A 14,576-nucleotide genomic window follows, 5' to 3' on the forward strand; every position below is an offset into this window, starting at 1 on the left:
GGGGCTCGCTACCGTTCGCCCAGCGCCGCAGACCGGCATACCAGGGAAGACCGCATGAACACCAGGAACAGACTGATCGGGGCCGCCACGCTGGCCCTGCTGGCCCAGGCCCCGCAATCGGCACTCGCCGCGGACTGGTGGGTGATATTCGGCACGGGCGATTCACCGGAGCGCGACATGTTCTACGCCGACGCCCTGTCGGTGGCCGAGCAGCGCCGGGGCTCGGGCGAAACGGAGGCCCCGCGCAGCGTCGGGGTCGTGCAGGTGCTCGAATCCGCCGAGGCGCCGAACTTCGTGCACTACAGCATGCAGTTCCAGTGCCGCCAGCGCCTGGTGAAGTTCGACGGCATCACCGCCTACATGCGCTCCGACACCCCCTCCAACCTGGCCTCGCCGCAGGGCTGGAAACCGGTGCCACAGAGCTGGGTCGACCGCGCCTACACCTTCGCCTGCGACGCGCAGAACCGCGAAGGCAACGCCATGCTGCGGATCGGCAACACCACGGCGGACGTGCTGGCCCAGGTCACCCGTACGCAGATCTGGGGCCTCACGACCCCAGCAGCCTATGACCAGGCCCCCGGCGCGGTGCGCAACGGCACCGACGGGGTGATGCGCGACCTCGACATCCTGCTCGGCAACCCGCCCAAGCGCTGAGGAGACGGCCCCCATGACCCTACGCGCCCTGCTCGCCCTGTTCGCCCTGCCCGCCGCCCTGTCCGGCTGCATCCAGATGGACACGCTCCCCGAGATACTGGCCCGCAACCAATGGATGGGGCGCCCGGCCGAAGACGCCATCAGCTATTTCGGCCGCCCCGACGAGATGACGCCCCTCGCCGATGGCCAGGTGGTGATGCGCTGGACCACCGACACCTCCTACTACCGCAGCGAAGTGGTGGGCAGCTCGACGGAGCAGCAGGGCAATGCCCTGGTCACCACCCACTACTGGGACAACGTGCACCACCCCAACCGCTGCATCATCTCCGTCACCGTCGACAAGACCCGGACCATCACCGCGTTCGAGGCCGATGACGGCGAATTACTGCTGTCCAGCGGGTGCGCCAGCATCCAGTACGGCCCTCCCTGATCACTCCGGGTCGTCACTCCTGCGCCATACGCGCGCGGTAGCGGGCGATGGCCTCGTCGCTGACGTCCTCGCGAAAGCACAAGGGCGCCTCGCCGCCCGGCCGGTCATGGGCACTGCGCCGCCCGCAGCGGCTGCCGTTACGGGCGGTGCTGTAGGGACAGGGGCAGCTCCCCGCATAGCGGGCGATGGACGCCTCGATCAGCCGGCGCGCGATCTCGTCGTCATCGGGAGAGGGGGTGGTGGGTTGTGCCAGGGCCAGCGTGGCCAGGAAGGCCAGCGGCGCCAGCAATAGGGAGGACTTCATGTCGGCTGCACTCATCATCCGGGTGATGAGGCAGATTTACCCAAAGGCAACATGCCATCAAGGAATTTTCTTACAAAGAAAATAGGGTTATATCTATTGCCATAGAAGACAGGACACGAATGCAAACCCATTCGACGATCCGTCCGGCAGCGGCATGGGGCATCGGGTACAGCGACCGGGGCATCGCGCTGGCATCCGGGACCTTCATGACCGCGGGCCACTGGTGTGCCCGCCATACGACCACCTGAACAGGGACGTCACCATGCGGCTGACCACCACCGCCTTTCCGCTCCGTCGCCTTGCCCAACACATCGCCCAGGCTTCGCTCCTGCTCGGCGCCTCTTCCGCCTTCGCCCTGCCACCGCCGCTGACCGGCTGTACCACGTCCGGCAACGTGGCCTCGCTGCAATGCGGCCCGACCGACATCCAGATGCAGGGCAACGCGGGAGCCTCTTCGCTGACCGTCACCGACGTGACGGCGAACTCGGTGGCGGTGCTGAGCAACCCCTCGGCCACCGGCCCCTTCACCCAGAGCCTGACCATCGACGGCACCACCGTGCTGAACCGCAGCGACTACCCGGCGGTGTACATGTACTCCAGCCAGGCGGGCTGGAACGCCAACCTGCTGATCGGCTCCGGCGTCAGCATCACCTCGGCCGGCCCGTTCGGCGCGGTCTGGCTGCGCTCGGAGAGCAACGACACGTCCACCCGCAATGAAATCCGCGTGGACAGCGCCGCCACCGTCACCAGCTACGGCGCCAACTCGGACGGCATCACCGCCACCTCCAACAATGGCCCGGTATCGGTGATCAACCGTGGGCAGGTGACGGTCGCCAACGGCCGCGGCCTGTACGCCGATGGCGGCTCGGCCAGCCTTACGCCGGTGGATGTGGGCATCACCAACCTGGGCACGGTCCATGCGTTCCAGGCCGGCGCCCGGGCCATCAACTACCAGGGCACCGCACGCATCGACAACCAGGGCAGCGTGCGCTCCACCACCCGGCAGGGCCTGATCGCCTGGTCCGCCAACGGCGGTGCGGAAATCACCAACAGCGGCACCGTGGTAGCCGACCACTACGACGCGGTGGTGGCTGCCGGCACCGACGGCAATGTGAGGGTGACCAACAGCGGCAGCATCACAGCCAACCGCAACCCCAACCTGGCCCAGGTCAGCCCGGACTTCCACGGCATCAGCGCCTACACCAACGGCACCGGCACTGTGACCCTCACCAACACCGCCAGCGGCCTCATCAATGCCGCCCATGACGCGGGCATGGCGGCCGCCAGCGCCCAGGGCGCGATCAGCCTGTTCAACGCCGGGCGCATCAATGCCCTCACCGGCCTGCAGGCCGAATCCAACAGCGGGCCGGTGGACATCAGCAACAGCGGCATCCTCACCACCACCGGCGTGGGCATCCGTGTGACCTCGGCCAGCGGCGGCAGCGTGGTGAACACCGGCACCGTCGCCAGCGCCGCCACGGCCGTGCAGGTGGACAACGGCATTGCACTGAACGTGGACAACCGGGCCGGGGGCACCCTCCTGGGGGGCGTTTCCCTCGGCAGCCTGGCCAACCTGAACAACGCCGGCAGCCTGTACCTGAAACAAGGCGCGACGGTCGCCAACCCGCTCGCCAGCGGTTCGGCCGTTGCCAGCAGCGTGGGCGGCAACTTCACCCAGACCGCCAGCGGCACCCTGGGGCTGGCCGCGGCCGGCGGCAGCTACAGCACCCTGGCAGTGGGTGGCAGCGCCAACCTCGGCGGCACCTTCGCGGTGGACGTGAAGCCCACCTTCGCCGGCGGCGACCTGACCAACGTGCTGACGGCCAACGGCGGCGTCACCAACAACGGCCTGCAGGTCACCGACAACTCGTTGCGCTATGCCTTCTCTGCGTTGTTCCGCAACAACGCGGTGGACCTGGTGGTGCGCGACACAGGCATGACCAGCATCAGCGCGGCCGTCTCCCCCAGCCAGCCCGGCGCACGGGGTGCCGCTTCGATCTGGGACGCTCTGCTGGCCAGTGGCACCGACTCGCCCGAGCTGGCCCAGGGGCTGAACAGCATCCTCGGCAGCGGCGATGCCGGTGAGGTGAATGACCGGGTCGAGCAGACCCTGCCGCTGCTGACCGGCAACTCCCTGTCCCTGGCCCGCGACACCCTCGGCAGCGTCAACGCCGTGGTGCAGTCGCGCATCGATACCGCTCGCGGCCTGTCGTCAGGCGATGCCTTCCTGGGTGACCGCCACCTCTGGCTGAAGCCCTTCGCCACCCACTCCCGTCAGGACAGCCGCAACGGGGTGAACGGCTACAGCGCTGACACTCAGGGGCTGGTGGCCGGCCTCGACGGCAGCCTCTCGACGGACACCGACCTGGGCGTGGCCTTCGCCTACGCCAAGACCGACGTCTCCAGCCACTCCGGCGGCCCCAAGCAGAGCGCCGATGTGGACAGCTACCAGCTCATCCTCTACGGCCGCCACGCGCTGGATGCCCAGAGCGATCTGTCGTTTCAGCTCGACGGGGGTCGCATGAACAATGACGGGCGCCGGCAGATCGACCTGGCAGGCCTCAGCGCGAAGTCCGACTACACCAGCAAGACCGCTCACGCCGGAGTGGCGGTGGACCGCCGCTTCGCCCTGGCGCCGAGCACCACCTTCGCCCCGTCCATCCGCCTGGATTACACCTGGATCGAGGACGAGGCCTATCGCGAGAAAGGTGCCGGCGGCCTGGACCTGCAGGTGAAGTCCCGCAGCACCGACGCCCTGGTGCTCGGCGTGGACGGCACCCTGACCCACGCCCTGAGCGACCAGCTCAAGGTGAGCGCCAACCTCGGCGCCGGCTACGACCTGTACAACCGCGACGCCAGCATCACTTCGGCCTATGCCGGCGCACCGGACGCGGCGTTCGTCACCTACGGCACCCATCAGTCGGCCTGGAGCCAGCGGGCCGGCGCCGGGCTGACCTACACCACCGCCTCTGGCACCGAGATCACCGGTCGCTACGACGCCACCCACAAGGAAGGCTTCCTCGGGCAGACCGCCTCGGTGCAACTGCGCTGGATGTTCTGAGCAGGCCTGCGCCATGAACGCCCGGGCGCACCTGGCCCTGATGGTGCTGCTGACCACCCTGGCCGGCTGCGCCACGGTGCCCTACCCGGCCGAGCGCACCCAACACGCCGATGCGCTGGCGCAGGCGCACGGCTGGGTGGCCGAGGACCTGGACGCAGGGCGCTTCGTGCTGCGCAGCTATCACCCACGGCAAGGCAGCGCTGGCGGGGTGCTGACCATTTACCTGGAAGGCGACGGGCTGGCCTGGCTCAGCCCCACCCTGCCCTCACCCGACCCGACCCCGCTCACCCCGCTCGCCCTGCAACTGGCCCTGGCGCAGCCGGACGGCAGCGCCGCCTACCTGGCCCGTCCCTGCCAGTTCGTGGGCACCCGCCACTGCACGACCCAGGATTGGACGGGGGCACGCTTCGCCCCGGACGTGGTGACCGGCACCAGCCACGCCGTGGACCGCCTCAAGGCGAGCCTGGGGGCCAGGGAACTGGTGCTGGTGGGCTACTCCGGCGGGGCCGCCGTCGCCCTGCTGGTGGCGGCGCGACGCGAGGATGTGCGCCAGGTCATCACCGTCGCCGGCAACCTCGACTCGGACGCCTGGGCAGATTGGCACCGCGTCCCGCGCCTCACCGACTCGGACAACCCGGCACGGCACCACGACGAACTGCGGGCGCTGCCCCAGGTCCACCTGGTCGGCGGCCGCGACCCGGTCACGCCCGCCGAACTGGCGCAACGCTTCCAGGCGGCCAACCCCACCGGGACGCCATCACAGGTGATCGAGATGCCCGGCTTCGACCATGGCTGCTGCTGGGCGCAGGACTGGGCAACCTTGTGGAAACGCCATGCCTATAAAGGCAGCCCAACGCGCCGCTGAGGGTCAGTCGCCGCGCGATGAAGCCAGCAACGCTCGCCCTGCCGGATCGGTGGCCAGCAGGCTGTACTGGTGCAGGCTGAGGAAGCGGCCATCCTTGCACTCCACGTCCCGCAGGGTGCCCTCGAGCACGAAGCCGAGACGCTCCAGCAAACGGGCGCTGGCGGGGTTCTCGGGCTCCACATCGGCGTGAATGCGGTGCACGCCGAGGGTGGCCAGGGCGAAGCGGAGGATGCTAGGCAGGCAGGCCTGCATCAGGCCCTGGCCCCAGTGCTCCGGCATCAGCCAGTAGCCGATGTCGAGGCTGCGGTCGGCGTGGGACCAGTCGTTGAAACCGCAGGCGCCCACCAACTCGTCCTGCCCCGGCAAGGCGATGCCCCACCAGATACCTCGGCGCTCCTCAAGGAGCGAGTCGTACCAGCGCATCTGCTCGTCCGTCGCCTCCAGGCTGTCGTAGGACACGCCGTAGTGGGCGATCACCTGGGGGTGGGACAACCCGGCGAAGATCGCCCCGACGTCACGGGGATGGATCCGTCGCAGCGTGCAGCGGGGCAGCAGGAACTCGGGAAACTGGGCAGGCAAGTCCGCCATGGTCCAACTCTCAGGGCTTGATCAGGGCACGCATGCTCGCAACAAAGGACCAGGGAGCACAGGGACAGTAAGGACCGGGATGAGCGGAACAGAAGGGCTCATGGCGAACCCGAAAGACCTTTAAAGCGGAGCCCCGCTTCAGGCGCTCTTGGGCAAGGCGTAGGAGACCTTCGTGCCTTTCTCCACGATCAGGCCACGCTTTCGCAAGACGTTGTAGATGGACTGGATGTCTTCGACGGACTGCTTTCCAAGCTTTGCACGAATGGTGTTGAGCAACGTTTTCACCGTTCCGGGACGAGAGCCCTTTCGGCCAATCAGGTCGGCAATCACCGCACGCACCTCCGCCTCATCCACCGGATTGACCTTGGCCTTGGGTGGAGCAGAAACGGGCTTCAATTTCGGCGCTGGCTCCGGAACCGCCTTGGGCGCGCAGAAACACGGCATGGCTTCAATGAGCTCGGATCGTGCCGCGAATACCCCCTGGTTCTTCAGGTGCTTGATCAGAGGGTCGAAACCCTTGTCCCGGGAAATCACGTGGAAGAACGCGTCAGGCTCCTGGACAGTCAGTTGTCCCAGGTAGAACGCGATATGGAAATCGAGTGCGTTCTGCCCAGGCGTTCCAAGTTGGATGTAACCGGCGCGATCCCCCAGACGCTGGATGCCTAACGCCAACTCGACGGGCAAGCGCGTATTGTTTGGCCCGAGAAAGACCTTGACCTTGAAATGGGGAGGCTGGAGCAGTTCCAGGGAATTGACCTGGACATTTTCGTAATCGATGAGGACGTAGTTGGTGCGCATCCCTGCAATCCTGGCTTATGGCAACGAGGCATTCTGTGCCAGCAGAGGGGCGCGTAGAAAGAGGGAGGCACCGAAGTGAGACGACACCGGGCCTTTTGGTCAAAAACAAAAAGCCCCTGATTTCTTTAGAAATCAGGGGCTTTTCTGTACGGAAAGTGGCGGTGAGGGAGGGATTCGAACCCTCGATACGGTTTCCCGTATACACACTTTCCAGGCGTGCTCCTTCAACCGCTCGGACACCTCACCGGAATCTCTCTGAGGCGTTGGCCCCGTCGAGGTGCGCTAATTTAGTGGAGTGTTTTCCGGAATGCAAATATTTTTTTGAGAATTTTCATGCGCTTATGGCCGACGCCCGGATTCGGCATCAGCACGGTGCGGGGCGTCATCGAATTTGAGGCTGCCGAAGAACACGAAGCCGAACGAGACCACGACGCCGAGCACGAACAGCAGCAGCACGCCCATTGGGCTTTTCAGGGTGGCGCTCTGGGCGAGCAGCACGGAACCACCGAGCAGGATGAGCGCGAGGATGATGGCAGCGCGATTGATCCACTTGTCCATAAGACCTCCTGGAATGGGGAACGCTGCCACCCTAGGGAGCGGTCGCGCCAGGGGCCAATTGGTCTTGGGTATCGGCCTGATAGAAAACCTCGCGGATGCGCTGAAGCCCGCATGGTGGCTGACTTGCCAGTCAGCCAAAGCGCTTTACCTGCCCACCGCCCGTGGGTAACGTCTGCCGCATTCCACAACAAGGACTCCCGCCATGAGTGAGCTGATCTCCTACCAACTCGAAGACGGCATCGCCACCCTGACCCTGTCCAACGGCAAGGTGAACGCCATCTCCCCGGATGTGATCGCTGCCTTCAATGCCGCGCTGGACCGCGCCGAGCAGGACCGCGCCATCGTCATCCTCACCGGCCAGCCGGGCATCCTCTCCGGCGGCTATGACCTGAAGGTGATGACCTCCGGCCCGCAGAACGCGGTGAACCTGGTCGCCGCCGGCTCCACCCTGGCCCGCCGCATGCTGGCCCACCCCTACCCCATCATCGTTGCCTGCCCTGGCCATGCCGTGGCCAAGGGTGCCTTCCTGCTGCTGTCGGCCGACTACCGGATCGGCGTCGAAGGGCCGTTCAACATCGGCCTGAACGAGGTGCAGATCGGCATGACCATGCACCACGTGGGCATCGAACTGGCCCGTGACCGCCTGCGCAAGTCCGCCTTCCACCGCTCGGTGATCAACGGCGAGATGTTCGACCCGCAGGGCGCGCTGGACGCCGGCTTCCTCGACAAGGTGGTTCCGGCCGAAGCACTGCTTCCGACCGCCCTGGCAGCCGCACAGCAGTTGAAGAAGATCAACATGACCGCCCACCGCAACACCAAGCTGAAGGTACGCAAGGCACTGCTGGAAACCCTCGACCAGGCCATCGAGCTGGACAAGCAGCACCTGGGCTAAGCGCCCCCGGCAAGCCCCCGAAGCCCGGCCCAGTGCCGGGCTTTTTCATGCCGGCGGGTCGCGCTCGCTCAGCGGAGCGGTTGTGGAGCGCCGCTCATTTTCCGACGGGTGATGGCACGTTGACAGGTGAGCTTGGCAAACCTGTATTACTTTTAATGCGTGGGGCAGTCAGGGACGGTAGCCGCCAGCCTTCCATCCGCTTGGGGAGTCCCGAATGAGAATCGTCCACAAGGTCAGCCTCGCCGCAGCCGCCGTGCTGTTCCTGACCACCGCGCTGTTGTCCCTCTCCCAGGTGAGCCAGGTCCGCGAGACGCTGCGCGCCCAGACCGAGTCCAGCATTTCCGAAAGCAGCAACGCACTGGCCCGGCAGATCGAGAACTGGCTCAACGCCAAGCTCCGCCTGATGGACCTCATGGCGCAGAACGTCGACAGCCAATACAGCCCCGAGCAGACCCAACGGGTGTTCGATTCGCCCATGCTGCGCAACGAATTCATCCTGGTATTCGGTGCACTGGAGGCAGACGGCAAGCCGATCAAGAACGATGCGTCCTGGCAGCCCAAGCCGGACTGGGACGGTCGCCAGCGCCCCTGGTACGCAGTCGGCAAGAACGGCAGCCAGGCCGTGCTCACCGAGCCCTACACCGACTCCACCACGGGCGAGATCCTCATTTCCGCCGTTGCACGCATCACCGATGCTGGCAAATTCCTCGGTGTGATGGGCGGTGACATCCGCCTGAAGACCGTGGCCGATGCCGTCAACACCCTGGATTTCAACGGTGCCGGCTATGCCTTCCTGCTGAGCCGCGACGGCAACATCATTTCCCACCCGGACACCAAGCTGAACGGCAAGTCCTACAGCGAGCTGTTCGACGGCAAGAGCCCGGCACTGCGCAAGGAGCTGCAGGAGGTGGAAGCCGGAGGCAAGAAGCTGCTCGTCTCCTTCACCCCGCTGCCCAACCTCAAGGGGATGGACTGGTACATCGGCGTGGTCCTCGACCAGGACAAGGTGATGGCCGAGGCCAATGCCCTGAGCTGGCGCGCCGTGATCGGCACTGTGCTGGGCGTGGTGATCAGCCTGGTGGTACTCAGCCTGCTGGTGAAGAGCCTGCTGCGCCCGCTGGACGGCCTGGCCGCTTCGCTGCGCGAGATCAACAGCGGCGAGGGTGACCTGACCCGGCGCCTGCCGGCCGAGGGCAATGACGAGATTTCCGTGCTGTCCCGCGAGTTCAACGGCTTCCTGCAGAACCTGCAGACGCTGATCGCCGACGTGATGAGCAGCTCCCGCCAGGTTCGCGGCAGCACCCAGCTCACCTCCCACGAAGCCGAGCAGGCCGCCAGCCGCCTGCAGGTGCAGCTGCAGGAGCTGGACCAGTTGGCCACCGCCATGCAGGAGATGGCCTCCACTGCCGAGGAGGTGGCGCGCAACGCCCAGGCCGCTGCCCAGGCAGCCTTGGCGGCCAACGAGGAGACCGAGAATGGCGTGGGGGTGGTCTCCAACTCCACCCAGGCGATCAAGCAGCTGGCCGACGAGATGGAGGACACCGGCCAGGCCATCAACGAGCTGGCCAAGCTGAGCCAGAACATCGAGTCGATTCTCTCGGTGATCACCAGCATCGCCGACCAGACCAACCTGCTGGCCCTCAACGCGGCCATCGAGGCGGCGCGGGCGGGCGAATCAGGGCGGGGCTTCGCCGTGGTGGCGGACGAGGTGCGCTCCCTGGCCTCCCGCACCCAGCAGTCGACCCAGGAGATCCGCCAGATGATCGACCAGCTGCAGACCGGCGTGCGCCAGGCCGAGCAACGCATGCAGCAGAGCCGCGACACCGCGAGCCGCACAGCGGAGGACGCCGGCGCGGCCAACGACATGCTCGGGCGCATCCGCGAGGCCATCAACCGCATCAACGACATGAACCTGCAGATCGCCACGGCGGCCGAGGAACAGAGCGCCACCACCGAAGAGATCAACCGCAACACCACCAATATCCGCGACATCAGCCACGAAGTGGCCGGCGGCGCCGAGCAGCAGGTGCGCCAATGCGCGGTGATGGTGGATCAGGTCGGCCAGCAGGATCGCCTGCTCAGCCGCTTCAGGATCTGACCACGCGCCGCGCCTGGCGCGGCGTTCCCGGAGGCCGCCATGCGTATGCTCCTGCGCCTTGCCTTCGTCTGCGCCCTGTTGCTGGGGCGCGCGGAGGCCGATCCCATCGAGGTCACCATCCTTTGCGATTCCGGCTACCCGCCCTATAGCTACGAGGAGAACGGCGAGGCCCGGGGCCTGTACACCGACATCCTGCGCAGCGTGTTCAAGCGCATGCCGGAGTACCACGTGTCCGTCCGTCCCCTCCCCTGGCCCCGTGGCCTGGCGGAGATCGCCAAGGGCAGCGCCTTCGCCCTCTACCCGCCCTACTACCGGCCTGAAGAACGGCCGTGGATGGAATATTCCCGGCCGATCCTGGAGGAGCGCCTGGCGGTGTTCATCCGCCCGGGCCTGGCGGGCAAGCGCCACTTCGAGGACTTCCCCAGGGCCTATGCCGGGTTGCGGGTGGGCCTGAACAGCGGCTTCGTCACGGTGGACGACGTGCGCTACCGCGACATGGTGGAGTCCGGGGTGATCGACCAGTCCTACGCCCGCGACAACCGCACCAACCTGCTGAAACTGCTGCACCAGCGCACCGACGTGTACATCAACGACCGGCTGTCGATCCTCTGGGAGCTGCAGCGCATGGTCCGCGACGGCAGTCTGAGCCATGACGAGGCCAGCCGCCTGGTGGAGGGCCCGACGCTGTCCACCGAGCATGGCCACCTGGGGTTCTCCCGCCTGAACACCGAGGCCTATCCGTACCGGGCCGATTTCATCCAACACTTCAATACCGCGCTGGGCGAAGTGATGGACGACGGCACGGTGGCTCGGCTGGTGCGGGAATACAGCGCACTGGAGCCCGAGCTGCCCACGCCGGGGCGCGGCCATTGACCCCGGTGGCCTGCGATTGCAGGCAAAAGTGCACACCCGTACACTGCGCGCCTTTTACCTGATCGAGCGAGCCCGATGCTTTTTCTCCTGCGCATGGTCCTGATGGGCGTGCATTTCATCATCGCCGGCGTCGCCGGTCTGCTGCTGGGCCTGTGCCGCCCGTTCAACCCCGATAACAGCCGCCTGTGTGCTCGCCTCTACGGGCTACCAGGCCTGTGCATCATGCGCTTGAAGCTCAAGGCCGAGGTCAGCACGCTGACCCGGGACCACCCCTGCGTGATCATCGCCAACCACCAGTCCAACTTCGATCTCTACGTGCTGGGCCGGGTGGTACCGCCACGTACCGTCAGCATCGGCAAGAAGAGCCTGAAATGGATTCCCTTCTTCGGCCAACTCTACTGGCTGGCCGGCAACGTGCTGATCGACCGGGGCAACGCCCGCCGCGCCCGCGACGCGATGGTCACCACCACCGAAACGCTGCGCAATCGCGACACCTCCATCTGGGTCTTCCCCGAAGGCACCCGCAACCAGGGCGAGCGCCTGCTGCCGTTCAAGCGCGGGGCTTTCCAGATGGCCATCAATGCAGGTGTGCCGATCATTCCGGTGTGCGTCAGCAACTACGTCCGCCAGTTGCGACTGAACCGCTGGAACAGTGGTCGGGTGCTGATCCGTGCGCTACCGGCCATCCCCACGGCCGGCCTGACACTCGACGACATGCCCGCGCTGATGGAGGAGTGCCGCCAGCGCATGCTCGACTGCATCGAGGGCATGGACCGCGAACTGGCTGCCGACTGACACCCACCCACACGGCCCGGAGCAACGCGGCGGCCCCACTGGTACGCCAGGCGGGTTAAGCTCGCCCCACTCTCCAGCCGCACAGGGAACACTTACATGGGTCATGTGGTCGCCGCCGCCGTCTACTCAAAGGGCAAGCGCGTTGCCAACATCAGCCTCGACGAGGGGCTCGAATGGGCGAGAAAGCCCGGCCACTTCGTCTGGATCGGCCTGCATGACCCGGGCCCCGAGGAACTGACCACGCTCCAGCGCCAGTTCGGTCTGCACGAACTGGCGCTGGAAGACGCCCTGCAGCGCCACACCCGCCCCAAGCTGGAAACCTTCGGCGATGCGCTGTTCCTGGTGCTCTATTCCCCTGTGAAGGTGGACGGCCAACTGGTGTTCATCGAAACCCAGCTGTTCGCCGGCAACGGCTATGTGATCAGCGCGCGCTATGGCGAGTCGGCGCCCTACTCCCAGGTCCGCCAGCGTTGCGAGGCCCGTCCGCTGCTGCTGGAGCACGGCGAGGACTTCGTGCTCTACGCGCTGCTGGCCTTCGTGATCGAGAACTACCGGCCGCTGATCGACACCTACCACGCCGATCTGGAAGCGCTGGAACTGCGGGTGCTGGAATGCCCGCTGACCCAGGCCGATGTGGTGCACATCCAGGGACTGCGCCGCGACCTGCTGCGCCTGCGCCGCTACATCGGTCCGCTGGCGGAAATCTGCCAGGAGCTGCAGCGCCTGGACTTCCCTTTCATCGACAAGAACATGCGCCCCTACTTCCGCGACATTGCCATCCACGTGAGTCGCCTGCTGGAGGACCTTACCGGCCTGCGGGAGATGGCGGACCACGCCATCGAGATCGGCTTGCTGCTGGAGTCCTCGCGCCAGAGCGTGGTGCAGCGCAAGTTCGCCGCCTGGGCAGCGATCCTCGCCTTCCCCACCGCCGTGGCGGGCATCTACGGGATGAACTTCCAGAACATGCCGGAGCTGACCTGGCACTACGGCTACTTCGGCGTGCTGGGCTTCATCGCCACCGGCTGCACGGCCCTGTTCGCCAGCTTCAAGCGCTCCGGCTGGCTCTAGCCCTTTCCCAGGCCTGAAAAAACCGATGCCCGCTGGTGCGGGCATCGGTTCGTGTGCGTGCGCGAGAGGAGGTTCAGGCGGCGCTACGGCCTTTGGCCACGAAGCGCATCATCCACTCGGCCACTGCCGTGCCCTGGTGGTCGCGATCGAGGCTGGCGATGCCCTGGCCATACACCTGGTCGCCCAGGGCCTGCTGGCGGATATCCAGCAAGGCACGGGAGTAGTCGTGAACGAACTCCGGGTGCCCCTGGAAGCACAGCACCTGCTCGCCAATGGCGTAGGCGGCATTGGGGCAGAACTCGCTGGAGGCGATGAGGGTGGCGTTCTCGGGCAGGCGGGTGACCTGGTCCTGGTGGCTGATCAGCAGGGTCAGCTCGTCCAGCGCCGGACTCATCCACTCCGGCTGTTTCTCGACGCGATAAGCATGGGTACCAACGCCCCAGCCCTGGGTGGCGCGCTCGGTCTTGCCGCCCAGCAGCAGGGCCAGCAACTGGTGGCCGAAGCAGATACCGAGCAGTTTGTCGCCAGCCTTGTAGCGCTCCAGCAGGTAGGTGCGCAGGGTCTGGATCCAGGGATCGTCGCCGAAGGAGTCGGCCTTGCTGCCGGTGACCAGGTAGGCATCGAAGCGCTCGCCGGCAGCCGGGTAATGGCCTTCCACCACGTTGTAGGTGACGAACTCGGCCTCGATGGGCTGCTTGGCGAAGAGCTGTTCGAACATCTTGCCGTAGCCCTTGTACTCGTCGACGAGCTCAGGGCGAAGGATGTCGGTTTCCAGAATGCAGATGCGTAGGGGCATGAAATTGTCCTGAAGCTTGGGTAAGGCACCTTGTGTGCGATTTATTTAACACAAGCCTCCGCGCTTTGAAATAGCGCCGCTTCGCAAGGCCTGCTCGTGTTGCCGAAGCGCCTGAAATTCGGGAAGGAAATTGCAACCTGCCACGACGGAGCTGGCATGACACTGCGCCAGCATCGTCAATAAAATTTGACGCTCGTGGCGGTGATATCGCCCATGTCGATAGTTGAAATGCTCAGGGAGCGTTTTTCCATCGAATCCGTATTGGCGATTCTGGGTCACCCCAACCCGATGACGGATCGCAGCCATGACCCCCTCCCCGCTCACTTACGCACGCAACGGCGCGCTGGCCAGCCTGGGCCTCTACACCATCGTGGTGACCATCGTTCTGGTGCTGAGCGGCAGCTTCAGCCAGGCGCGGCCGGTGCTGCCGCAGGCCGGCTGGGGAGAACGCCTGGCACAGGCCGTTCCGACTCTGTTGCTGAGCGATCCGCATCCCCTGTCGCCCCCCGCAAGGCGAAGCTGAGGTGGCCATGGAACAGCAGCGCTCAAGGCGCCGCCTGCTCGCACTGGCGGCACTGGCATTGATAACCAACGGCTTTACGCTGCTCGGCCATGCGCACGGCTCGGCAGGCGCGGTGGCCCAGAACCTGGAGACACGCCAGGAGATCGCCCGACAGGGCAGTAACGAGCGAGACACCCGCCAGGGACTCGAGAGCCCGCCCCTGAAACGCACCAGCTGGTTGCCAGAGCGCTTCGAGCGCACCTCATTGCGAGGTTGTGAGGGCAAGCTCTGAAG

The 14,576-nt window shown here is 66.0% G+C and carries 17 protein-coding genes and 1 tRNA gene; 11 read left to right on the top strand and 7 right to left on the bottom strand.

Annotated features, from left to right (window positions below):
* Nucleotides 1-54: 54 nt before the first annotated feature.
* Nucleotides 55-654: a hypothetical protein gene (locus PotMrB4_RS17630; RefSeq protein WP_172434084.1), complete on the top strand. Its 600-nt coding sequence runs from the start codon at nucleotides 55-57 to the stop codon at nucleotides 652-654.
* A 13-nt stretch (nucleotides 655-667) separates the two neighbouring features.
* Nucleotides 668-1,084, top strand: a complete 417-nt coding sequence (locus PotMrB4_RS17635) for a hypothetical protein (protein ID WP_044400257.1) — start codon at nucleotides 668-670, stop codon at nucleotides 1,082-1,084.
* 13 nt (nucleotides 1,085-1,097) lie between these two features.
* On the opposite strand, the gene PotMrB4_RS17640 is transcribed toward PotMrB4_RS17635, so the two are convergent.
* Nucleotides 1,098-1,388, bottom strand: coding sequence for a hypothetical protein (locus PotMrB4_RS17640; RefSeq protein ID WP_074969339.1), 291 nt, complete (start codon nucleotides 1,386-1,388; stop codon nucleotides 1,098-1,100).
* A gap of 262 nt (nucleotides 1,389-1,650) precedes the next feature.
* Here PotMrB4_RS17640 and PotMrB4_RS17645 point away from each other — a divergent pair, with 262 nt between their 5' ends.
* Entirely contained in the window at nucleotides 1,651-4,449 is a 2,799-nt protein-coding gene (locus tag PotMrB4_RS17645; protein WP_172434085.1) for an autotransporter outer membrane beta-barrel domain-containing protein, read from the top strand.
* 13 nt (nucleotides 4,450-4,462) lie between these two features.
* Nucleotides 4,463-5,314 (top strand): alpha/beta hydrolase, encoded by an 852-nt coding sequence (locus PotMrB4_RS17650; RefSeq protein ID WP_232060734.1) that lies wholly within the window; start codon nucleotides 4,463-4,465, stop codon nucleotides 5,312-5,314.
* A 3-nt stretch (nucleotides 5,315-5,317) separates the two neighbouring features.
* On the opposite strand, the gene PotMrB4_RS17655 is transcribed toward PotMrB4_RS17650, so the two are convergent.
* The 4 genes from PotMrB4_RS17655 to PotMrB4_RS17670 form a co-directional block, all read right to left on the bottom strand.
* Nucleotides 5,318-5,902: a GNAT family N-acetyltransferase gene (locus PotMrB4_RS17655; RefSeq protein WP_074969335.1), complete on the bottom strand. Its 585-nt coding sequence runs from the start codon at nucleotides 5,900-5,902 to the stop codon at nucleotides 5,318-5,320.
* Between the two features lie 138 nt (nucleotides 5,903-6,040).
* Entirely contained in the window at nucleotides 6,041-6,700 is a 660-nt protein-coding gene (locus PotMrB4_RS17660) for a PIN domain-containing protein (protein WP_172434086.1), read from the bottom strand.
* A gap of 156 nt (nucleotides 6,701-6,856) precedes the next feature.
* Nucleotides 6,857-6,946, bottom strand: a tRNA-Ser gene (locus PotMrB4_RS17665).
* A gap of 93 nt (nucleotides 6,947-7,039) precedes the next feature.
* Nucleotides 7,040-7,258 carry a hypothetical protein gene (locus PotMrB4_RS17670; protein WP_074969333.1) on the bottom strand — a complete coding sequence of 73 codons (219 nt, stop codon included), beginning with the start codon at nucleotides 7,256-7,258 and terminating at the stop codon, nucleotides 7,040-7,042.
* A 202-nt stretch (nucleotides 7,259-7,460) separates the two neighbouring features.
* Here PotMrB4_RS17670 and PotMrB4_RS17675 point away from each other — a divergent pair, with 202 nt between their 5' ends.
* From PotMrB4_RS17675 to PotMrB4_RS17695, 5 genes are all read left to right on the top strand, one after another.
* The gene (locus tag PotMrB4_RS17675) at nucleotides 7,461-8,150 is read left to right on the top strand and encodes a crotonase/enoyl-CoA hydratase family protein (protein ID WP_044400244.1); all 690 of its coding nucleotides are present in this window, start codon (nucleotides 7,461-7,463) and stop codon (nucleotides 8,148-8,150) included.
* A gap of 214 nt (nucleotides 8,151-8,364) precedes the next feature.
* On the top strand, nucleotides 8,365-10,248 hold the full coding sequence (locus tag PotMrB4_RS17680; protein ID WP_044400241.1) for a methyl-accepting chemotaxis protein: 1,884 nt from the start codon (nucleotides 8,365-8,367) through the stop codon (nucleotides 10,246-10,248).
* Between the two features lie 39 nt (nucleotides 10,249-10,287).
* Nucleotides 10,288-11,121: a substrate-binding periplasmic protein gene (locus PotMrB4_RS17685; RefSeq protein ID WP_172434087.1), complete on the top strand. Its 834-nt coding sequence runs from the start codon at nucleotides 10,288-10,290 to the stop codon at nucleotides 11,119-11,121.
* 75 nt (nucleotides 11,122-11,196) lie between these two features.
* The gene (locus PotMrB4_RS17690; protein WP_172434088.1) at nucleotides 11,197-11,916 is read left to right on the top strand and encodes a 1-acylglycerol-3-phosphate O-acyltransferase; all 720 of its coding nucleotides are present in this window, start codon (nucleotides 11,197-11,199) and stop codon (nucleotides 11,914-11,916) included.
* A gap of 96 nt (nucleotides 11,917-12,012) precedes the next feature.
* A complete protein-coding gene (locus PotMrB4_RS17695) occupies nucleotides 12,013-12,984 on the top strand; it encodes a magnesium and cobalt transport protein CorA (protein ID WP_044400228.1) in 972 nt (323 codons plus the stop codon).
* Nucleotides 12,985-13,057: 73 nt separating this feature from the next.
* Here the strand turns inward: PotMrB4_RS17695 and PotMrB4_RS17700 are convergent, their stop codons facing one another.
* Together PotMrB4_RS17700 and PotMrB4_RS17705 are read right to left on the bottom strand one after the other, a co-directional pair.
* On the bottom strand, nucleotides 13,058-13,780 hold the full coding sequence (locus PotMrB4_RS17700) for an amidotransferase (protein WP_107330924.1): 723 nt from the start codon (nucleotides 13,778-13,780) through the stop codon (nucleotides 13,058-13,060).
* 45 nt (nucleotides 13,781-13,825) lie between these two features.
* Nucleotides 13,826-14,086 (bottom strand): hypothetical protein, encoded by a 261-nt coding sequence (locus PotMrB4_RS17705; protein ID WP_172434089.1) that lies wholly within the window; start codon nucleotides 14,084-14,086, stop codon nucleotides 13,826-13,828.
* Here PotMrB4_RS17705 and PotMrB4_RS17710 point away from each other — a divergent pair.
* Nucleotides 14,085-14,303: a hypothetical protein gene (locus PotMrB4_RS17710; RefSeq protein ID WP_044400222.1), complete on the top strand. Its 219-nt coding sequence runs from the start codon at nucleotides 14,085-14,087 to the stop codon at nucleotides 14,301-14,303. The genes PotMrB4_RS17705 and PotMrB4_RS17710 overlap by 2 nt on opposite strands.
* 7 nt (nucleotides 14,304-14,310) lie before the next feature.
* Nucleotides 14,311-14,574 (top strand): hypothetical protein, encoded by a 264-nt coding sequence (locus tag PotMrB4_RS17715; RefSeq protein ID WP_172434090.1) that lies wholly within the window; start codon nucleotides 14,311-14,313, stop codon nucleotides 14,572-14,574.
* Nucleotides 14,575-14,576: the final 2 nt, after the last annotated feature.

The sequence above is a fragment of the Metapseudomonas otitidis genome (assembly GCF_011397855.1).
Taxonomy (GTDB): Bacteria; Pseudomonadota; Gammaproteobacteria; order Pseudomonadales; family Pseudomonadaceae; genus Metapseudomonas; species Metapseudomonas otitidis.